At 69.6% G+C, this 20,077-nt stretch carries 20 protein-coding genes; 7 read left to right on the top strand and 13 right to left on the bottom strand.

Annotation, left to right across the window (positions count from 1 at the left end; all coding sequences use genetic code 11):
- Positions 1-47: 47 nt before the first annotated feature.
- The gene (locus B0293_RS03520) at positions 48-548 is read left to right on the top strand and encodes a MarR family winged helix-turn-helix transcriptional regulator (protein WP_005163802.1); all 501 of its coding nucleotides are present in this window, start codon (positions 48-50) and stop codon (positions 546-548) included.
- Positions 549-648: 100 nt separating this feature from the next.
- On the opposite strand, the gene B0293_RS03515 is transcribed toward B0293_RS03520, so the two are convergent.
- Positions 649-1,446, bottom strand: a complete 798-nt coding sequence (locus B0293_RS03515) for an alpha/beta fold hydrolase (protein ID WP_005163803.1) — start codon at positions 1,444-1,446, stop codon at positions 649-651.
- Between the two features lie 340 nt (positions 1,447-1,786).
- On the opposite strand from B0293_RS03515, the gene B0293_RS03510 reads away from it, so the two are divergent.
- The gene (locus B0293_RS03510; protein WP_005163807.1) at positions 1,787-2,206 is read left to right on the top strand and encodes a hypothetical protein; all 420 of its coding nucleotides are present in this window, start codon (positions 1,787-1,789) and stop codon (positions 2,204-2,206) included.
- Here B0293_RS03510 and B0293_RS03505 read toward each other — a convergent pair.
- From B0293_RS03505 to B0293_RS03495, 3 genes are read right to left on the bottom strand one after another with little or no spacing between them, the layout of a single operon-like run.
- Positions 2,189-5,746: a WD40 repeat domain-containing protein gene (locus B0293_RS03505; protein ID WP_005163808.1), complete on the bottom strand. Its 3,558-nt coding sequence runs from the start codon at positions 5,744-5,746 to the stop codon at positions 2,189-2,191. The two genes, B0293_RS03510 and B0293_RS03505, sit on opposite strands and share 18 nt — an antisense overlap.
- Positions 5,743-6,696 (bottom strand): hypothetical protein, encoded by a 954-nt coding sequence (locus tag B0293_RS03500; RefSeq protein ID WP_005163810.1) that lies wholly within the window; start codon positions 6,694-6,696, stop codon positions 5,743-5,745. The genes B0293_RS03505 and B0293_RS03500 overlap by 4 nt, the downstream gene beginning before the upstream one ends.
- Before the next feature lies 1 nt (position 6,697).
- The gene (locus tag B0293_RS03495) at positions 6,698-7,120 is read right to left on the bottom strand and encodes a hypothetical protein (protein ID WP_005163812.1); all 423 of its coding nucleotides are present in this window, start codon (positions 7,118-7,120) and stop codon (positions 6,698-6,700) included.
- Between the two features lie 298 nt (positions 7,121-7,418).
- Between B0293_RS03495 and B0293_RS03490 the strand changes: the two genes are divergently transcribed.
- Complete coding sequence (locus B0293_RS03490; RefSeq protein ID WP_245192035.1) at positions 7,419-9,719, top strand: PQQ-dependent sugar dehydrogenase; 2,301 nt, start codon at positions 7,419-7,421, stop codon at positions 9,717-9,719.
- 49 nt (positions 9,720-9,768) lie between these two features.
- Here B0293_RS03490 and B0293_RS03485 read toward each other — a convergent pair whose 3' ends face one another.
- Positions 9,769-10,212, bottom strand: coding sequence for a GNAT family N-acetyltransferase (locus tag B0293_RS03485; RefSeq protein ID WP_005163817.1), 444 nt, complete (start codon positions 10,210-10,212; stop codon positions 9,769-9,771).
- Positions 10,213-10,311: 99 nt separating this feature from the next.
- Between B0293_RS03485 and B0293_RS03480 the strand changes: the two genes are divergently transcribed.
- A complete protein-coding gene (locus B0293_RS03480) occupies positions 10,312-10,782 on the top strand; it encodes a hypothetical protein (protein WP_143254468.1) in 471 nt (156 codons plus the stop codon).
- 106 nt (positions 10,783-10,888) lie between these two features.
- On the opposite strand, the gene B0293_RS43475 is transcribed toward B0293_RS03480, so the two are convergent.
- Entirely contained in the window at positions 10,889-11,038 is a 150-nt protein-coding gene (locus B0293_RS43475) for a hypothetical protein (RefSeq protein WP_157376434.1), read from the bottom strand.
- A gap of 105 nt (positions 11,039-11,143) precedes the next feature.
- Here B0293_RS43475 and B0293_RS03470 point away from each other — a divergent pair, with 105 nt between their 5' ends.
- Positions 11,144-11,728: a hypothetical protein gene (locus B0293_RS03470; protein WP_039919188.1), complete on the top strand. Its 585-nt coding sequence runs from the start codon at positions 11,144-11,146 to the stop codon at positions 11,726-11,728.
- Between the two features lie 21 nt (positions 11,729-11,749).
- On the opposite strand, the gene B0293_RS03465 is transcribed toward B0293_RS03470, so the two are convergent.
- The 4 genes from B0293_RS03465 to B0293_RS03450 form a co-directional block, all read right to left on the bottom strand.
- Positions 11,750-13,258, bottom strand: a complete 1,509-nt coding sequence (locus B0293_RS03465; protein ID WP_005163823.1) for a cryptochrome/photolyase family protein — start codon at positions 13,256-13,258, stop codon at positions 11,750-11,752.
- A 21-nt stretch (positions 13,259-13,279) separates the two neighbouring features.
- Positions 13,280-14,149 (bottom strand): MerR family transcriptional regulator, encoded by an 870-nt coding sequence (locus B0293_RS03460; protein ID WP_005163824.1) that lies wholly within the window; start codon positions 14,147-14,149, stop codon positions 13,280-13,282.
- A 378-nt stretch (positions 14,150-14,527) separates the two neighbouring features.
- Complete coding sequence (locus B0293_RS03455) at positions 14,528-14,962, bottom strand: VOC family protein (protein WP_005163825.1); 435 nt, start codon at positions 14,960-14,962, stop codon at positions 14,528-14,530.
- Between the two features lie 153 nt (positions 14,963-15,115).
- Positions 15,116-15,658: a cysteine hydrolase family protein gene (locus B0293_RS03450; RefSeq protein WP_005163827.1), complete on the bottom strand. Its 543-nt coding sequence runs from the start codon at positions 15,656-15,658 to the stop codon at positions 15,116-15,118.
- A 119-nt stretch (positions 15,659-15,777) separates the two neighbouring features.
- Between B0293_RS03450 and B0293_RS03445 the strand changes: the two genes are divergently transcribed.
- Entirely contained in the window at positions 15,778-17,583 is a 1,806-nt protein-coding gene (locus tag B0293_RS03445; RefSeq protein ID WP_407640096.1) for a glycoside hydrolase family 5 protein, read from the top strand.
- Between the two features lie 136 nt (positions 17,584-17,719).
- Here B0293_RS03445 and B0293_RS03440 read toward each other — a convergent pair whose 3' ends face one another.
- Positions 17,720-18,142: a VOC family protein gene (locus B0293_RS03440; protein ID WP_005163831.1), complete on the bottom strand. Its 423-nt coding sequence runs from the start codon at positions 18,140-18,142 to the stop codon at positions 17,720-17,722.
- A complete protein-coding gene (locus B0293_RS03435; protein WP_005163832.1) occupies positions 18,135-18,716 on the bottom strand; it encodes a PadR family transcriptional regulator in 582 nt (193 codons plus the stop codon). The genes B0293_RS03440 and B0293_RS03435 overlap by 8 nt, the downstream gene beginning before the upstream one ends.
- A 125-nt stretch (positions 18,717-18,841) precedes the next feature.
- Here B0293_RS03435 and B0293_RS03430 point away from each other — a divergent pair, with 125 nt between their 5' ends.
- Positions 18,842-19,246 carry a nuclear transport factor 2 family protein gene (locus tag B0293_RS03430; protein ID WP_005163833.1) on the top strand — a complete coding sequence of 135 codons (405 nt, stop codon included), beginning with the start codon at positions 18,842-18,844 and terminating at the stop codon, positions 19,244-19,246.
- Here the strand turns inward: B0293_RS03430 and B0293_RS03425 are convergent.
- Positions 19,215-19,883 (bottom strand): DNA alkylation repair protein, encoded by a 669-nt coding sequence (locus tag B0293_RS03425; protein ID WP_005163834.1) that lies wholly within the window; start codon positions 19,881-19,883, stop codon positions 19,215-19,217. The two genes, B0293_RS03430 and B0293_RS03425, sit on opposite strands and share 32 nt — an antisense overlap.
- Positions 19,884-20,077: the final 194 nt, after the last annotated feature.

Raw genomic sequence — 20,077 nt, 5'->3', positions numbered from 1 at the left:
CACTTCGGGGGCCCGGGCAGCGGGTGGAGCCGACAAGGGAGAAGGCGATGGGTGAACCGGCGCGCACGGGCCGACGCAGGGACGAAACGGCGGCGGTCACGCCCGCGACACCCTCGGATCTGCTGGCGGCCCCCGGCTACGGGGCCAGGCGGCTCTACCAGGCCTACCTCGCCGCGTGGAACCGTCATGTGGACCCGGTCCTGACCGGTCCGCAGTTCGCGGTCCTGTCCGCGGTCCGCGCCTACCCCGGCAGCGACCAGAGTTCCCTGGCGGGCGCCGTCGCGCTCGACACCTCGACGATGGCGGACCTGTGCCGCCGGCTCGAACGGCGGGGGCTGATCAAGCGCGTCGAATCACCGCACGACGCCCGGCGCAAGCTCCTGTCCCTCACCGACGAGGGCAAAACGGTCCTGAGCCAGGTGAACCGCCGCGCCCGCAGGCTGGACAAGGCGCTCCTGGGCGGTGAAGGCGATGTCGACACGGCCGCCCTGCTCAACGCGCTCGGCGCCCACTGGGAACAGATCGCGTCGGTGGACAAGTTGCGCTGACGACGGGGACGAGCTCGCCTCCTGCGACGATGCCGGACATGCGCTCCCTTCCCGCGACACGAGCTCGAAGGCCTCCGAGCGGCATAGCAAGCCGATACGCTCAGGCCGCCCGGCCGACCTGAGTGACCACTTCACGCACCGTCGCCAGGGTCTCGTCGGGATGGTCGAGGTGCACGCTGTGCGTCGCCCCCGGCCAGCACTCGACCCGCCCGCCGAACGCGGCGGCGAAACGCTCGTGGGAGCGTCGCATCGCGGAGTCCCGTTTGCGATCGGCGGTCACCACCACAGCGGGCAGCCGGGGCAACTCGGCGCCCTGCAGGTCTTTCGCCAGCGCCGAGATGCCGCGGACCGCGCGCGCCAGCGTCGGGAGGTCGGCGTCCGCCGTCCGCAAGAACGCCGCCTCGCAATCCGGCCGGAGGTCCTGACGTCGCGCGGCCCGAGCGACGGCGGTGTGGACGACGCGCGGAAAGACCTGGCGCAGCACGGGAACGGTCGACACCTTGCCGAGCACACCCGTCGCCCGCTCCAGACCGGCGCACGTACGGGGATCGTCGATGGGTGTCGGGTCGAGCAGGACCAGACCGGCGACCTGCTCGGGGTGATCGCGGGCGAGCAGGACCGCCACGGCACCGCCGAGACTCTGCCCGACCACCACGACCGGGCCGCAGTCCAGGCTGTCGATGAGCGCGCTCAGCCGGGACGCGGCGTCCGCCAGCGTGCCCTCGTCCGTCGAAGTGCCGGTGCCCGGCCGGTCGTGCACGATCACCCGGCAGCCGGGATCGTCGACGAGACCTTCGACCAGGCCCGGAAAGAAGCCTTCACAGGATTCGGCGCCGCCGGGCAACAGCAGTACCGGCTGCCCTGACTCGCCGTGGACCCGGACTCCGCCGTTTTCCATCCGCTCTCCTCGTCGTGTCGATCATTCACCGTAGCGCGGGTTTGTCACCCGTGAGAGCTGCACGGAGGTGTCCACCGCGAAGCCGGGTTCGTCGAACCCGCCCGGACCCGCCGCCTGGCGGGAACCGGCTCGCACAGTTCGCCGAAGCCGGTGATTCACGGATGAACCGAAGATGAACAGAATTGAGGCCCACCACCGCGACCGGCTCCTGGACCTGGTTCTTCGGGCGCGCGGCGGCCGGTCGGCGCAACATCCGTGTGCCGCCGGTGGTACCACCGTGCGGAGTCGAGCCCTTACCGTGTGCCGGGCCGGAGGGGGGCCGCGACCACCGGGACTCCTCATGCCGACACTCACCACCGTGGCCGACTGGACGATCACCGCGGCCGAGGAAACCGCCCGTTTCACCCATGCCGCCGGCGCCGAGTACTGGGCGCCTCGCGTGTGGAACGGACACGGGCTCGGGATCGCCGCCACCGATGTCGCCGCGTTCGACAGGGCGCTGAGCGAGACGATGAAGCTTCCCGTCTACTGGCGGGCTCGCACTCGCCATGCCGGCAGCAGGGCCGGAGACCCCGGTGTCTGGGCCGAGCCCAGATACGAACCGGACGACGATTTCGTGTTCGTCAGTGGCCCTTGCCGGTCCGCCGAACCCGCTCCGGGCTACCGGCCGGTCTCCGCCTTCGACATCGATCTGGTCCACCTGCGCGGCCTGCGGATCAGGATCGCCGCGTACCGGTCGGCGTCACGCGCAGGGGCGTAGGGAGGTCCCGTCGGGCAGGTATCGCTTCCGCTCGTCGTCGGTCAGGAGACGCCCTGCCAGCCGGCAGGCGCGGTCCAGCCACGCTCCTTTGCCGAACGGCCATTCCACGACCGTCGAACCCTGCGCCGCGACGAGATTCGCACCGTCCGGCGAGGGCGCGAGCGACCAGACGTAGCCGACGCCGAACTCCAGCTGACGCCCGATCTGGAGGCCGCTCGCGACGTCCCACAGCCGGAGGGTTCCGTCCTGGCTTCCGGAGGCCAGGGTCGTGCCGTCGGGTGAGTAGACCAGCGCCAGGACCATGTCCGTGTGCCCCTGAAACGTGCTCTTCGTCGTGCCGTCGGCCAAGCCCCACAGGCGAATGGACCGGTCGTCGCTGCCGCTGGCGAGGGTTCGCCCGTCGGGGCTGAACGCGAGGCTGGTGACCGGAAGGGCGTGCCCGGTGACGGTCAGGATGTCCCGAAACCTTTCGCGCTTCCCGGCGACGGAGATCTGCGGCGGCGCGGAGATCCCGTCGCCGGAAGCGACGGCGACCCTGTTTCCGTCCGCGCTCAGGGCGATCGCCGACACGGAACCTTTGGCCGCGGTGAAGGCCGCCCCGGGCAGGTCGGTGAAGAGCACGTGGCCGTCGCTGAAGCCGGCGACCAGGTTCCCCCTGCCGTCGGCGACGAGACAGGTGACCGCGGTGCCCGGCCGGTCGGACACCGTCCGGGTCGCCCCGGTGCCCGGGTCGAGTTCGTACAGGGTTCCACGGTCGGTGCCCACCGCGATCATTCCCGTCGGCTGCCAGGCGAGACCGACGACGGAGCCCTCGAAGGTATGAGTGTCCATTGTGGATCCGTCACGGGTCACCCGGACGACACCGTCCGCACCTCCCGAAGCGACGGCTCCGGCCGGATTCCTGGCGACGGCCTGGAGCGGCCCGGACGCCTGGGCGAGCGGGGTGCCCGCGGGAGAACGCTTGCCGCTCAGATCCCACGAGATCACCCGGCCGTCCTGATCCGCTCCCACCAGGAAGTCGCCTCCGCTGCCGAGCGCGACGACGGGCTTCACGAGACCAGGCCGGGTGGGTTCGACGGCCAGCGGCGCGGGGGCGAGCCGCCACGAGGTGATCGTGCCGGTGTCCGAGCCGACGAACACCGTTTCGCCGTCACCGGACGACACGACCGCCGTCCCGCCCAGCGCGTCCGTCCACAAAGGAGGTTGCCCGCCGCGAAGATCCCAGACGCCGAGCCGGTTCTCGTCCGCCGTCACCACGCGGGTGTCACCGACGACGGCCAAGCGCATCGTCGTGCCTGTCGCCACGGTCCCTGGTTCGGCGAGGGCGGGCAGTTCGGCCCCGTCGGTCAGCCGCCAGCGTTTGAGCTCCCCCGCCGTCGTGAGGGCGACGACCTGGTCGGCCTTGTCGGCGACGGCGAGCGCCACGACGTCGGCGCTTTGGGCGAGGGGCGGCAAAGGCGCCGCTTCGCCGCCCAACCGCCAGCGTTCGACCGCGCCGAACCGGGTGGCCGCGAGCAGCTGGTCGTGCGCCGGGCTGACGGCGAGGCCGACCACGGCGGACGTCGCCCGGACCGGATCGCGGACCGGCGCCGCGTTCCCTTGCCGGTGAAGGGTCGTCAAACCGGTGGCGTCCGCCGCCGCGACGAGGTCGCCGTCGGTCGTGACCGCGCTGATGTTGGTGTGATGACCGGTGAAGCACGGACCGGTCTCGTGGCCGTCCGCCGGGGACAAGGCGCAGACCGCGCCGTCGATGGTGCCGACGATCGCGGACCCGTCCCGGGTGAATCCGGAGGCGACGGCCGTGGCGCGCCGTCCGGCCGGGAGAAGGTAGGCGAGGGGGCCGCTGTGCGCGGAGACCGCGTCCATGACGGCCGCGCGGGTGACGGCGTTGTCGTCGATCCGCGCTCCCGCGACGGCCAGCAGCGCGCCGAGGTCTCGTTCCTGGCCGCTCACCGAACGCGACCGAGCGGCGAGCGACACGGCGTCCGCGACGGTCTTTTCCCGGCTGATACGCCGTTGCTGGCTCACGACGACGAACGTGATCGCCACCGCGACGGCCAGCGCCGCGGCCAGCAGGCCGAGCAGCCGCGACCGCCACCGTTGCCGATGCTCGAGGCGGCTGCTCAGCGAGAGGAACCGCAGTTCGACGTCGTTCACCGTCAGGCTGTCGGCCCGGCGCGCGGCCTGGATGGCGGTGAGCCGCGCGCCTCGCAGCAGGTAACCCGGGTCGGCGCCGTGCTGCTTCCACGCCGCGGCGCCGCTGCTGAGATCGTCCTGCGCGCGCTTCGCTTCCCGGTCTTCGGTCAGCCAGGTCCGCAGCCGGTTCCACGCGCGCAGCACCGTCTCGTGGGTGATGTCGACGATCGGGGCCTCGGTCGCGGTGTCCAGATCGGCCGTGAGGATCCGGGCGGCGGCGAGCCGGTCGGCGACCTCGCGCACGGCGGTCTCGTCGTCGACGTCGGTCACCAGATCCTCGAGCCGGGCCTGGCGACGCACCGCGACGGCGTTCTCGCCGAGATGGGACAGGCGCAGCATCATCCGGCGGGCCGTCGCCCGCTGCCGGTCGGTCAAGGATTCCCACACGAGTTCGGCGGCGTGGTCGATCGCGCCGTCGAGCGCACCGGCCTTCGCGTACTCGGCGAGGGTCAGCCAGCCGTTGCGCCGCCGTCGCCACGTTTGCGCCAGCGCGTACGAAAGCAGCGGCAGCGCGTTTTCGGCGGCGCTGGTGTCGGCCAGCATCCGGTCGATCAGTTCGGGCTCCACGCGCAGGCCGACCTGGTCCGCCGGTTTCTCGATCACCTCGCGGATGGCCTGCGGCCCCATCGGCAGCACCCGGTGCTGGGCCTTCGAGACCGCCGCCGCCAGCGCGGGTGCTTGGTCGAGGTGCGGGTAGAAGTCCGACCGCAACGCGAGGAGGACCTTGGTCTCGGCGGACGGATGCGGTCCGGCGACCGCGGCGAGGAACGCGGCACGGTCGCCGGGATCCACCGCCGGATCGAACACCTCCTCCAGCTGGTCGATCACCCAGATCGTCGGCCCGTCGGCGCCGGTGTGCTTCGCCAAGGCCGCCGACAGCCGCTCGACCGGCTGAGTGCCGGGGCGGACGAGCGACACGGTCCATCCGGCCGAACCGGCGACCGCGCCGTCCGCCAGCGCGGGAAGCACTCCGGCCGACAGGAGCGACGACTTGCCGCTGCCGGACGAGCCGACCACGGCCACCAGCGGCGCCCGGCGAAGCAGCGCGAGCACGGCGTCGACGTCTCTTTCCCTGCCGTGGAAATACCTCGCGAGCCCTTCATCGAAGGCGTCCAGACCGGGATAGGGACAGAGATCCGAAGCCCGGCCCGGCCGCGTGACGTGGTCTCCGAACGGGGCACCGTCGTCGGCGAGGACGTTGACAGGACCATGGACGGTGAGGTCCCGGCCCGCGACCAGCCCGCCGCTCAGCTCCAGATCGCCGTGCTGCACGACCGGCCCGGCGTTCTCGACCGACAGCGTTCCGGCCGGGTCGGCGCCGGGCTCATCTTCGGAAGACATCATCTTCGGACTACATAGTGCCGGGTGTCGTAACTGCCGATGGCGATGTGGTTCGAATCCACGGCCACCCGGAGGTCGCAGGAACCGGGCTGCGCGCCGGGATCCAGCAGAGCGACCCGCACGCCGAAGGTGATGGCCGCGCCGCCGGTGCCGCCGGTTCTGTCCGGTGCCTCCGCTATCGAACAGGCCCCCTCCGCCCGCGTGTAGATCATCAACGGCGGGATGTCGTGCATGGCCGTCACTCGCGCCTGGAGCGTCACGACCTTGCCCGCCGTGTAGACGAGTGTGTCCGCCGACCCCAGCCAGCCGATCTTGACCGCCAGCTTGTTCACCATCCAGGTGAGCACGACGGGCTGGGCGGGCGCGAAAGCGGCGTTCCCGGCCTGGGTGGCGGTGACCTCGCAGGTCAACGGCACCGACTGGGCGCGGGTGGTGGCGCCGGTGAGGGTGGCTGCCCAGCAGCTTCCGCCGCGGCCGCCGTTCTGGAGCTGGAAGCCGACGGGCAGGCCCGACGTGGCGCAGGCGCGGAAGGTCACGTCGACGTCGGGCCACTGGTGGGTGCCGGGCGGGGTGAAGACGATCCGCTGCTGGGCTCTCCCGTCCGCCGCGGTGCCGGCAGGTGGCTTCCCGCACGGGTTGCCGGGACCGCCGGGCGCCGAGGACGGAGGCCCCTGTCCTTGCCCTGGACCGGTTCCAGGTCCCGTTCCGGGCCGGGATGACCGGCCCGGCGGCGATACCACCGTCCCGCCGGGCCTTCCCTGGCCCGCAGACGTCGGCGCGCCGGGCACCGGGATCTCTTCCGACGACGGCGCGATCGACGTGTACCCGGTGGAAGTTTCCGGGATCTGCGGCGAATCGAGGTCCTTGGCGGCCGGTTCGCGGCCGCACGACGTCAGCGCCACGGCCAGGAGGAGTCCGGCCGCGACACTCCCGGCTCTGCTCGTCTTCTTCATGTCATTTCCCGGGAGCGGAGATGGTGATGTCCCGTCCGGCGACCTGACGGGTTCCTTTGATGGACACATTCCCGCCGATGGCCACCGCTCCCGAGTCCCGCACCTGAATATCGTGCCGGCCGGTCGCCTTCATCCGCTCGACCAGTTCCGAAAGCGAGGCCGCGAAATCGGCGTCGGCACTCAGGACTTCGTCGAGATGGTCTTCGACGGCGGCCTGCCGCCGCTGATTGCCCGGCTGCTCCGCGAGGCGGTCCAGGGCTCCCGACGCCTGCGGGTCGGACGAAAACCTGTCGCGTACTTTTTCCCACAGGGCGCGAAGTCCTTGTCTGACACCTTCGTCGACGACCTCGCTCGCGACGCCGGCCAAATGCCGCCCATAATTGATCAAGAGCGACGTGATCGCCGCCGCTGAAATCGCATCCATGCCACCCTCCTGAACCCCTCAGGCATATCCGGTACGCCGTTCAGCGTACTCAATTCAGGGAATTCGGAACAGATGTACGGATCTGTCTCCGAAATGACATCCGAATGGCAAAGTTCAAGGGGCACGCGGTGATTCTTTTTCCGACTTCCCCCAGGGGTGGACGGAGCGCGGATGTTCGGCGCTTTTTTGGCGAATTGTGCGCATTTTCCGTACGGCCGTAACAACTTCCGATCTCATCACGCCATACCCGACAGCGGTCGCGTTCCTTTCCGGTCCCCGCGCAGGAGGAGTACGTGTGATGAGTTCTCGACGTCCCCTGTTCCCCCGAAGATCACGGCGTGCGCTGTCGATGGGCGTGGTCGGCCCGCTCGTCGGCGCCCTCGCGGTCGCGCTCGCCGCACCCGCCGAAGCCGCGGTACCCGCCGGTTTCACCGACACGGTGGCGATCGGCGGGCTCAGCTCGCCGACGGCCACCGCCTTCGCGCCGGACGGCCGGGTGTTCGTCGCGGAGAAGAGCGGCGTGGTCAAGGTCTTCGACTCGCTCGCCGACCCGACGGCGACGGTGTTCGCCGACCTGCGCCCGCAGACTCAGGACTTCTGGGACCGCGGCCTGCTCGGGCTGGCCGTCGACCCCGATTTCCCCGCCAGGCCTTACGTCTACGTCTCCTACACCCTCGACGCGCCGCCCGGCGGCACTCCGCCGCAGTGGGGCGACGCCTGCCCGACCCCGCCGGGCGCCACCGCCAAGGGCTGTGTCGTCACCGGTCGCGTCTCCCGGCTGACCATGGGCCAGGAAGGCACCGCCGTGAGCGAGAAGCCGCTGGTGACGGGCTGGTGCCAGCAGTTCCCCAGCCACTCGATCGGCGCACTGGCCTTCGGGCCAGACGGCGCCCTGTACGCGGGCGGCGGCGACGGCGCCAGCTTCAACTTCGCCGACTACGGGCAGGTCGAGAACCCCTGCGCCGATCCTCCCTCGCCCGCCGGGACGAACCTCACGCCACCGACGGCCGAGGGCGGCGCGCTGCGTTCGCAGTCACCGCGACGGCCCGCCGGGGAGCCGGTCCTGCTCAACGGCGCGTTGCTGCGCCTCGATCCCGACACCGGCGAAGGCCTCCCCGACAACCCCTTCGCGAGCAGCACCGACTCCGATGCCCGGCGCGTGATCGCCTACGGCGGACGGAACCAGTTCCGGTTCGGCTTCCGGCCGGGCACGAGGGAACTGTGGGCGGGAGACGTCGGCTGGGACACCTGGGAGGAGATCAACCGAGTCGCCGACGTCGGTGACTCGGTAGTGGAGAACTTCGGCTGGCCTTGCTTCGAAGGCGCTCCCAAGCAGGCCGGGTACGACGGCGCGAACCTCGGCCTGTGCGAGTCCCTGTACTCCTCGGGAGGTCAGACGGCGCCCTTCTACGCCTACAACCACAGTGCCAAGGTGGTCCCGACCGACCCTTGTCCCACCGGCGGCTCTTCGATCAGCGGCATCGCCTTCGAGTCCGGGAGCAATTACCCCGGCGAGTATTCCGGCGCGTTGTTCTTCGCGGACTCCTCCCGGGGATGTGTCTGGGCCATGCAGACCGTCGACGACCTGCCGAGCTCGAGCCGTCTGGTGCCGTTCGTGACCGGCATCAACACTCCGGTGCAAGTCCTCACCGGCCCTGGCGGCGATCTGTTCTACGTCGCACTGGGCAGCGGCGAACTTCATCGCGTGAGCCATCCGGGTGGCACCAACCGGCCACCGACCGCGGTGGCCACGGCGAACCCGACGAGCGGCCCGGCGCCGCTGACGGTCGAGTTCGACGGCACCGGTTCCACCGATCCGGACGCCGGGGACACCCTGTCCCACGCCTGGGACCTCGACGGTGACGGCGACTACGACGACTCCACGGCCACACGCCCCACCTGGACCTACACCGCGGCCGCCGCCGTCGACGCCGGGTTACGCGTCACGGACTCCCACGGCGCGAGCGGGACCACGACGGTGCGGGTGACCGTCGGGAACCCCGAAGGCCTCGATCCGGTGCCGGTCATCGACAGCCCGCCCGGAACACTGACCTGGTCGGTCGGCGACACCGTGACGTTCTCCGGCCGCGCTGTCGACGCTCAGGACGGCGAACTCCCGCCGTCGGCGCTGTCGTGGCGGCTCGCGATCCGGCACTGCGCGGCCAACGGCACCTGCCATACGCACAACGTCCAGGACTTCCCCGGTGTCGCGTCCGGCTCCTTCGTCGCACCGGACCACGAGTACCCGTCCTATCTGCAACTGACCCTCACGGCGACCGACTCGACCGGCCGCACCGGCGCCAAGACCGTCGACCTCCAGCCGAAGACGGTGTCGCTGGACTTCACCTCCAGCCCGAACCAGGCGCTGCTCACCGTCGGCGGTACTCAGGAGCGCACACCGTTCTCCCGGACGGTGATCGCCGGATCCACCAACTCGATCAGCGCGGACAGCCCGCAGAACCTGCCACCGCTCAACCTGAAGTACGCCTTCACCGATTGGGCGCACGGCGGTGAGCGAACGCAGAACATCGTCGCGCCGGGCACGTCCACGACCTACCGGGCGAACTACCGGCTCTGCTGGCTGTTGCGGCCCTGCTGAACCCGTCGTCCCGGTCGCGGCCCGCGGCCGGGACACGGCAGCCGCCTGTCTAGTCGAGGACGAGCAGCACGTGATCACCGTCCTTTTCGGGCAGCAGCCGGAAACCGCACTTCTCCAGTACCCGGACCGATCCCACGTTGGTCTCCACCGGATCGGCGTACACCGGCCGCACCGGCATCTCGTCGAGGAACAGGCCGAGCCCTCGCGATCCGACACCTCCTCCCCAGAACTCCCTGCCGTACCAATAACCCACCCACTGCCTGCCGTCCTGTGGCCACGCCACGACGTTGCCCGCGACCCGGCCGCCGACCAGGACGGTGCGCACGGTCACCGCCGGATCGCCGAGCACCCGGGTCTCCCAATGCTTCATGAACCGCTCGCGATCACGAGCCGGGAACGCGGCGCGGCTCGTGGCCTCCGGGTCCTGCTCCTGCTCGAAGAACACGTCGAGATCGGCCCGCTCGACGGCCCTGAGCCGCACCTCGTTCGTCATGGCGGGAGTGTGGCAGCGGCCACCGACAGTTTCGGGAGCGGCGGTAACGATCCGGCGAACCGGGACGCGGTCGCGGACGGCACTCCTACTGTTCGCGGCATGAGACGTTCCCTGGGGTTGGGCGCGGCGCTGACGGCCGTGGCCTTGCTGACCACCGGCTGTTCCGGGCCGGGCCGGATCGCGGTCCGGCAGACCGCCGACGGCGCTGTCGAGATCATCTACGCGTACTGCGAGACGCCCGCCATCGTCCGCGTCGAGGTCGTCGGCTCCAACGGCGACACCGTGCTCGACGAGGCCGATCCCCGGTACTGGCGTGTCGACTTCCCCGAGCCGACGGGCGAGCGCCGGTTCGTGGCGGGAACGGTGCCTCCGCGCGGCCAGGAAGTCACGCCGTGGCGGCGACCGGGGTCCGAGGACGAACTCGTGGCCATCGTGACCTTCGAAGGGGAGAAGGAGACTTACACGCACTCCGCGGAGTTCGTACCGAGTCAGATCGCGAACGGCCGAGTGGTCTTCGACTACAAGGTCCGTTCGCCCGAGGACTACGCGAAGGTCGCGCCGTGTCCGTGATCCTCGTCCGCGCCTGCCTGCGGGGGAACGCGGGTGGCAGCCCGACCGCGGCGGTGCTGGAGGACGCACCACTGACCGACGACCAACGGCGCGAGATCCCGGCCGCTCAGTCTATCCCGATGACGACGACCGGGTGGGAGCGCTGCGCGAAGCCCTCGCCACGTACCGGGAGATCAGGCATCCGGCCGCGGAACGCGTCGAAGCCCGGCTCGCGAAACTCCTGACGCAGTCCACCGACCAGCACATTTCGCCGCATCAGGAAACAGAACCCCGGGAGCCGTAAGGTCTCCGAAATGTCGGAACCCGTGCCGGGTGACCGCCGTCGGATCGCCAATTCAGATCCGCACGGAAGGTGAATCCGATGAGCTACCCAGAGCAGCAGAACCCTCCGGCACAGCCGGCGACCGTGAAGCCCGGGATCGCCATCGGGATCTTGATCGCCGTGATCGTCCTGGTCGCCTTCTGCATCACCGGTTTCGCCGCTCCCGGATTCCTGCTCGGCAAAGGCGGCGACTTCCCGCCGCCCGCCCCGTCGTCCAGCCCGGCACCGACTTCGGCGCCCACGAGCAGCGAGGACAGCCCGACCAGCACGACGGTCAGCCGGGCGACGCGGCCGAGGGTCACCGTGACGAGGCGCCCGGTTCCGCCGCCGGAGAAGGGTGTTCAGGTGATCGCGGACTTCCTCACCAAGATCGCCGGGAACGACAAGGCCGGGGCGATCGCGTTGGCCTGCGAAGAGCAGAAGCGATTCATGGACGACAAGATCGATTCCCTTCTCCCGCTGGGATCCCGCGTCGCGATCACGAGGTCCAGCGGGACGTCGAAATTCGTTCTGGCCGATGTCATCGGAACCGTCGAGAACCGGGCCGCCAAGGGAACCGTGATCGCGGATCGCACGGAGGACGGCAGTTTCTGCGTCACGACCTTCAGCATTCGCGATGCCTGACGATCACGCCTGTTCCGCCGGTCAGAACCGCTGTCGCCCGCTTTCCCGCGCCACGACCTCGGGAAGGTCTGCCAGCCTGCGCAGACCGTTCAACGGCTGACGCATCCGCGGATTGCCCCGCAGGCGCTCTTCGTTCCGGTCGAGGAAAGCCCAATAACCCGCGGTGAACGGGCAAGCGTCAGCGCCCACTCGTTTCTTCGGCTCGTAAGTGCAGCCACCACAGTGATCGCTCATGCGGTTGAGATAGGCGCCACCCGCCGCGTACGGCTTCGTGCCGACGACTCCCCCGTCCGCGTACTGGCTCATCCCGACGACGTTGGCGGGCATGACCCACGGGAATCCGTCGACGAACGCGGTAGCGAACCAGCCGGTGAGTTCGGCCGGGTCGTAACCGCGTTGCAGCGCGTGGTTGCCCAGCACCATGAGCCGCTCGATGTGGTGGGCGTAGCCGCGGTCCCGCACCCCGGCGAGCGCGGTGCGGAGGCAAGCCGCCTCGACCGCGTCGGCGTCGAGTTCCTTCCACCACCGAGGCAGTTTCCGGCGGGCGTCGAGTTCGTTCCGCTTGAGGTAGTCCGGCCCCAGCTGCCAGTAGAGGTGCCAGATCCACTCCCGCCAGCCGAGGATCTGCCGGACGAACCCTTCGACACTCGCCAGCGGCGCGGTGCCGGACAGATACCGCTCCTCGGCCCGGCGGACGACGTCGAGCGGGTCGAGCAGGCCGAGGTTCAGCGGCACCGACAACAACGCGTGCGACATCGCCCAGTCAGCGCTGAGCATGGCGTCCTGATGGGGGCCGAAAGTCGCCAGCCGGTGGTCCAGGAACCGGTCCAGCGCCTCCTCCGCTTCGGCCTGGCTGACGGCGAAACGACGTGGACCATCGACACCCACGGGATGGATCTCGCCGTCCCGTTCCGCTTTGTCGAGGTCGGCGCGCACTTGTTCGTCCACCTCGTCCTCGGCCGGGAACCAGGGCGCGGGAACGGGCAGTGTCGAGCGGCCGGGGGGTGGGCGCCGATTGTCGTGGTCGTAGTTCCATTTCCCGCCCGCCGGACCACCGTCCGGTTCGAGCAGGACACCGAACCGGCGGCGCTGATCGCGGTAGAAGTCCTCCATCACGAACCGCTGCCGGTCTTTCGCCCAGGTCGCGAAGTCCTCTTTGGACCGGACGAATCCGGGCGTCGGAAGCACTTCCGTGACCAGGCTTCGCTCTTGCAGGCGCCGCACGAGCGCCTCGGCGGCGTGCGAGCCGGGTTCGTGCACCACGACCGGCCGCCCGAATCGGCGCAGCCCCTCCGCGTAGGTCGGCGCGTCGACGATCCTGGCCCTGTCGCCTAGGTCCGCGGCGAGCCGCCGGATCCCGGCCTCGACCAGGTGGATCTTCTGCCGGTGGAACGGGCGGCGCGCGAAAGCCGCGGCCGAGCGGATCAGCAGGACCTCACGGTCCCGGTTCCCCGCCGTGTCGTGAAAGTGCGGTCCCAGCTGATCCCCGAACAGCCACAGCGGGTCGGCGCCTCGCGTATTTCGATTCATTATCGATGCAACCTTAGGGTGTCAGGCCTTCAGCCGCTCGGCGGCGAGGTCCATCGCCCCGGCCAGGTCGTTCACCCAGGGAGCGCCGCTGACGTTGAGCCCCGCCCAGCCCGGCCCCGCGACGGCGACGTCGAAACCGCGGCGCTGGAGACGCTGGCGCAGGAGGTTGTCGACGGTCGTCGGGGACATCGACCACAGCACGACCAGCACCGGTTCGAGCTTGGCGACCATTCCCGCCGTGGTCTCCGCCGGCACCATGTGCCCGAGGTAGACGGCGGGGATGCCGACCTCCGCCATCGACGCGCGCAGGACTTCGACCGGCAGGCTGTGACGTTCCCCGGGACAGCACGCGATGAGGACGCGCCGGTCCGACGGCGTGTAGGCGAACCGGGCGACATAACGTTGGAGCGCGTACGAAACTTCGCTGGTGAGCGCCCATTCGGCCTCGAAGCACACGTCGCCCCGGGCCCAGCGGACGCCGAGGTCGCGCAGGATCGGCAGCAGGATCTCGGTCCACGTCCTCGCCGCGCCCATGGTGTCGAGCGTTTCGTCCAGGAGAGCCCCGATGACCGGGAGGTCGAGTTCCTCCGCGGCCCGTTCGAGTTCACCGGTCCGCTGATCGAGGGGGATTTCGGGAACCACGTCGGCCATGCCGGAGAACACGGCGGCCGCCGCCTCGCGCGGCCGGATCCCGCGACCGATCAGCCGCCGCATGTACTGGAGTTTGCGGACGTCCGCGTCGGAGTACCGGCGATGACGCCCGTCGGGCCGCAGCGAGGGGCCGACGCCGTAGCGGGATGCCCAGGTCCGGAGCGTCACCGGGGAGATGCCCAGCTCCTCGGCGACCATGCCCGGGGTCCAGGACCCCGCACTCACCTCGTCGACGTCCATCAACACCTCACGAATTCAGGTGTAGTCCTCCCTTGCGCGGGTGCACACCGCGGCCAGCTTACGAGACCACGTCTCGAAACGAGCGCCGCGACAAGGCCGCCGCGCGTGTCTTCCACGACGACCTGCCGGGACCGCGAACGCGGGTGAGTACCCGGCGGCGCCCCGGATCGACCGGGAGGGGGCCGGCTTCGGCCGGGCGCCGCCGGGCTCACGGAACCCGGCTCGAGGGGGAGGGTGGCCGGGCCCGCAGGGTGACGAAACGGCACGTCACCCACGTTTTCAGCTGGTCGTTTTCGCTTCGTGAGCGATCCAAGACGATACACGATTTGTGCATCGGTTGCGAATCGATCCTGCTAATGGCGGTCAGCCGAAAGAGTGTCAGTCGAGGCAGAACTCGTTGCCCTCGATGTCCCGCATATTGATGCACGACTCGTTTTCCTCGTCGGCAAGCAGAACCTGATCGCGGATCGCGCCGAGCGCGACCAGCCGGTCGCACTCGGCCTGAAGCGCGGCGAGGCGCTCTTCTCCGACGAGCCCGGTGCCGACCCGCACATCGATGTGCACCCGGTTCTTGACGACCTTTCCCTCGGGCACGCGCTGGAAGTACAGCCGCGGCCCCACTCCGGTGGGATCACTGCACACGAAACTCGCGTCCTGCTTCTCGGGCGGCAGCGAGCCGGTGTAGTCGTCCCAAGAGGCGAAACCCTCCGGTGGCGGCGGCACGACATATCCGAGCACCTCGCACCAGAAACGGGCGACACGCTCGGGTTTCGCGCAATCGAAAGTGATCTGTACCTGTTTCACCGACGCCATCGATCCACCCTAATCGTTGTTCGAACTGATCAAGCCCGCGGCACGTAAATCGGCCCAGAGCCGCGCGTCCGCGTCGTCCGCCTGGACACGCGTGTCGTCCGTCGGATCACGTGTGTCGTCCGTCTGATCACACGAAACCGCTCGAATCGCCACTCACGACCAGTCCGCACAGGACACGACAGTGAACCCCCGGCCCGGAAAGACCCTGTCCACGAAGAAGTCGTGGATCTCCGGATCACCGTCGGCGCAGCCGTCACGCAGCACGGTCACGTGATAGCCGCGATCCGCAGCGTCATAGGCCGTCGCGGCCACCATCGCACTGGTCGCGACCCCCGCGATCACCACCGTGTCGACGCCCTGCGCGCGCAGCACCAGATCGAGGTCCGTGCCGGCGAACGCGCTGGCCCGGCGCTTCAGCACGACCACGTCCTCGTCGGCGACCGGCAGATCGATCTCGGTTCCGGCCGCGCCTTCGTGGAAGGTGTCCCCGGACTCGTGGAACGTCTTGAACAACGCGTTCCCCGGCGGCAGGTCGGCGCCGTTGCCCCGCAGCGCGAAATGCACGAACACGACGAGCGCACCGGACTTGCGGGCGCGGGGCAGCAGGGCCGTGAGCGGCGGCAGGACTTGCTCGGCGAACGGGTAATTGCCCGTGATCCCTCGCTGGAGGTCACCGATGATCAACGCGGTGGTCATGACGGGAAGCTACCAACAGTGAACCCGATCGTCCGTATACAACCGGCCGTGCGACTGGTTAGCTCCGGCGTGTGACGATCAAGAGTGTGCTGCTCGCGGTGCTGGTGACCGTCGGCGTCATGGTTGTCCCTCCCCCGCTCTCGGCGGCCGGGACCGAGGCGGCCCCGGCGGGCTGGGTCGCACCGCTCAGCACTCGCGGCCGCTACATCGTCGACGCGGCGGGCAACCGGTTCAAGCTGAGGGCCGCCAACTGGCACGGCGCGAGCGGTACGTGGAACGGGTCGGGCGACGTGAACGATCCGAACTCGCACCACGCCGGTGAGATCGCCTACCAGACGCCGCTCGGGCTGGACCGGGTCTCGATCGACACCGTCGTCGCCGGGCTGGCGGAACTGGGCCTGAACAGTGTCCGGCTGCCCTTCTCCAACGCCATGATCCACGACACCGCAAAGGTTCCCGACCTTCCGGCGAACCCGGATCTGCGCGGCCTGACCCCGTTGCAGGTCTACGACCGCGTCGTCACACGGCTGACCGCTCGCGGGTTCGCGGTGATCCTCAACAACCACACGACGACCTCGCGCTGGTGCTGCGGTCTCGACGGCAACGAGCGCTGGAACACCGCGCAGTCCGAGCAGCAATGGCAGGACGACTGGCTGTTCATGGTCCGCCGCTACGCCGCGAACAAGCGGGTGGTCGGCGCCGATCTGTACAACGAGGTGCGCCGCAACGTCTTCGACGATCCCAATTGGGGCTGGGGCAACGGCACCGACTGGCAGCGCGCGAGCCAGCGGGTGGCCGACCGCATCCAGACCGAAGCCAATCCGGACCTGCTGCTGATCGTCGAGGGCATCAACTGGACCGGCCTGCCGGTGGACGGCCTCCCCCACGGCAGGCCCACGCTGGAGCCCGCCCGCACGCTGTCGCACACGCTCGTGGACTCCGGGAAACTGGTCTACGCCGCGCATTTCTACGGCTACACCGGTCCTAACCATTCCGGAGCGACCGGGACCGGCGAGACCCACGACCCGCGATACCGGGACCTGTCACCGCAGGAACTCCGCGATGTCCTTCACCGGCAAGCGTTCTTCGTCTCGGCGGAGACCGGCAAGCACTACACCGCGCCGCTCTGGATCAGCGAGTTCGGCGAAGGCCGCCACACCACCGACGCGGCGAGCCGGGCCTGGTTCGAGAACTTCGTCGGCCACCTCGCCGAGAACGACACCGATTTCGCTTACTGGCCCGCGGTCGGCTTCCACGATGGCGGCGGGGGAAACGGATGGGCGTTGCTCTCCTGGGACACCGCGGGCCGGCGCGTCGACGTACTCGACGGCTCGGACTGGCGCGGCCCGGCTTGGCGACGGCTGGTGAACTCGCCGTCCCGCACCGGGCAGATCCCGGTGGCCGAGCGCTGGTCGATGCTCAACCTCGACTACGCCGATTTCCCGGCCTCACGCAAGGTCCGCTCGATGTCGGACTGGAATCCGGGCGCGCGCAAGGGTGTCTGCCCCGACGGCCAGCGGCTCACCGGCCTCGCCCACACCGGCAACCGGGGTCTGTGCACCGGCACGCTCGACGCTCCGTCGGGATACTCCGTGGTCCGCGACGAGACCCATGTGGACACCGACTGGGCGTCCGGGTACACCAAGGTGCAATGCCCGCCCGATCACGCCGCCGTCGGCTACAGCGTCACCGGCGCGGCGTTCTCCGCCCTGTTGTGCGGCAAATCCGCCACCCCGCTGGGCCGCACCGGCCGGACGGTCTGGTTCGACCGCGGCGACAACCGGCCGTCCGGGTCCCCCGGCGGCGACTTCGCGTCTGGCCACTACAAGGGCCAATGCGCACCGGGCGAGTACGTCGCCGGCGTCGCGTACACCGGCCGCGTCGGCTCGAATCGCACTCCCGACGCGCTGCTTTGCCGCGCCTAGAGAGATAAAGGCAAACGAGCCGGATCTCGCGTGATCAGAAGCCGCACGCCCAATCACGTGAGTTCCGCCTCCAAGCACGCGAGTTCGCCGTCTGATCACGCGAGTCACGCCTGGCCACGAACCCTCGATAAGACCTTCAGACGACGAAGACGCAGAACGGATGCCCCGCCGGATCCACGTAGACGCGCAGGGGTTCTTCGGGATCTTCGCTGCGGTCCAACCGGAGCCGCCCGCCGAGTTCGAGGACGCGGGCGTGCTGCACGTCGAGTTCCTCGACCGAGTCCACGGTCAGGTCCAGGTGCAGTTGCTGGGGAACCGGCTCGGCGTCCGGCCAGCTCGCTTCTTCCAGCCGATCGACCTGCTGGAAGGCGAGTTGCGCCCCGCCGTCCGGGTTTCGCAGCACCAGCCAGTCCTTGTCGTCGGCACCGGACCGAGGCAGTTCGTCACCCGGACGGTAGTTCCACACCAGCAGCCGCCGGTAGAACTCCGCGAGAGCGCGGACGTCGACGCAGTCCAGCACCACCTGACGAAACGCCGGGCCCTTCTCCCGTTCAGCCAAGCCGTTCACCTCCGAAACCCGCGGCCTCGCGCCGGTCGAGCACCGCGAGAACCTGTTCGCACCAACGGATGTTCTCCTGTTCGAACGCGATCCCGCGGGCGAGGGTCAGATACGGGCCGACCCGCGGCGCGGTCGCGAGGAACTCCGCCTCGGCGGACTCGCCGAGCAGGCGGTCCCGGAGGCGTTCGAAGCGTTTGAGCTTTGTTTCGGCGACGGCCATCCTGTCCGCGACGGCACGCCGGATCCGCTCGTCGTCACCGGCCTCGACCGCTTGGATCTGCACCAGCAGCTCGTCGCGGATCGCGGTCGGCTTCGGTGCCCGCGTGGTGAACTCGGCGAGTTCGGCCGCGCCGGCGTCGGTCAAGGAGAAGAGCCGCTTGTTCGGCCGCCGCTCCTGTTCGACGACCCGGGCCGCCACCAGGCCCTGCGACTCCATCTTGTCCAGCTCCCGGTAGAGCTGCTGGGGTGTCGCGGTCCAGAAGTTGGCGACCGACGCGTTGAAGCCCTTCGCCAGGTCGTAGCCCGAGGACTCGCCGTCCAGGAGCATCGCGAGGATCGCGTTCCGCAACGCCATGGCGCGATGGTATCGCCGACCGGACTAGTCGCAAAGTTGATTAGTCACTTTGATGGACAGTGGGCGGGCTGATCACCTAGGCTCGGCGGCATCTACTCAACAAGTTGACTATGAGGAGATCGCTCATGCCCACGTTCCGTCAGGCAGTCGAAGCGAAGGACGCCGCCGCGATCGAGGCGATGCTCGCCGACGACGTGGTCTTCACCAGCCCGGTGGCTTTCAAGCCCTACCAGGGAAAGGCGATCACCGGGGCGATCCTGCGCGGGGTCCTGCGCGTGTTCGAGGACTTCCGCTACGTCCGCGAGATCCACGACGGCGCGCACCACGTGTACGAGTTCGAGGCCACGGTGGACGGGCTGGAGATCAACGGCTGCGACCTCCTGACCTTCGACGCCGACGGCAAGATCACCGACTTCAAGGTGATGGTCCGGCCGTTGCGGGCGGCGCAGGCGCTCGCGGCGCGCATGGGTGCCCAGTTCGAGGACATCAAGGCGGACGCTACGCGTGCCGCCGCCGCACCACCTCGGTGATCCAGACGGGCGCGAACGGCGACGTGCAGTTCGGCGGCGTCGGGTAGTCCTTGAGCACCTCCAGGCGCTCCCCGATGCCGATCGCCCGCGCACGGTGCCCGGCGTGGTCGATCCCGATCTGCGCCAGGCAATGGTTCATCGCCCACTGCAACCGATCCGGCGCGGTCTTCATCTCCGCCTCGATGACATCGAGCAGCCGGGTGAGGTCCAGGCCCTCGGGCTTCTTCGCCACCCGTTCGGTGGTCAGCGCCCACCCCGCGCTCGCGACCACGGGGTCCGGATCCCCGGACCAGGCCAGGCGCAGCTCTTCGGCGTGCGGGTTCTTCTTGACCACGTAGTTCACGAGCCAGTCGTGCACCTTCGGGGTGCGCGCCTCGCGCACCATGCGGTCCAGCTCGTCACGCTCGAACGCCTTCGGGCGGCAGATCAGGAGCGCGAGCAGTTTCGACGCGGTGTCGTCGGTCGCCCAGAGCTCCAACGCGAGCTCCTGCTGGGTTTTCAGCCGCTTCGCGAGCGCGCGCAGCTTGCCGAGGTTCACCCCGTGGTCGTCACCGCGTTTCTCGTTCACCGCGCGTGCGCGCGGATCCTCGAGCGCGGCAAGTTCGGCCATCACCTCGGCCGTCGTCGTCCCGGTCACCTCGGCCTCCCGTCCACCGCGTGTGGCGTTCAGCCTACGAGGAGTTCCACCGTGACCGGACGGACACCGCTCAACCGGCGAGACGGGCCGCGAGGCTGCTACGGTTGTCCCGTCGCGGTTCAGACACCAGCCGCCGGGTCCCTTTTCACGGGTCCGGTATGTCCACCGGGCAGTAGCCGGTCCCCTCGTACCGG

This window comes from Amycolatopsis azurea DSM 43854 (genome assembly GCF_001995215.1).
GTDB lineage: Bacteria > Actinomycetota > Actinomycetes > Mycobacteriales > Pseudonocardiaceae > Amycolatopsis > Amycolatopsis azurea.
The sequence above is the reverse complement of the archived record's forward strand: the minus strand, read 5'-3'. Positions and strand labels throughout refer to the sequence as shown.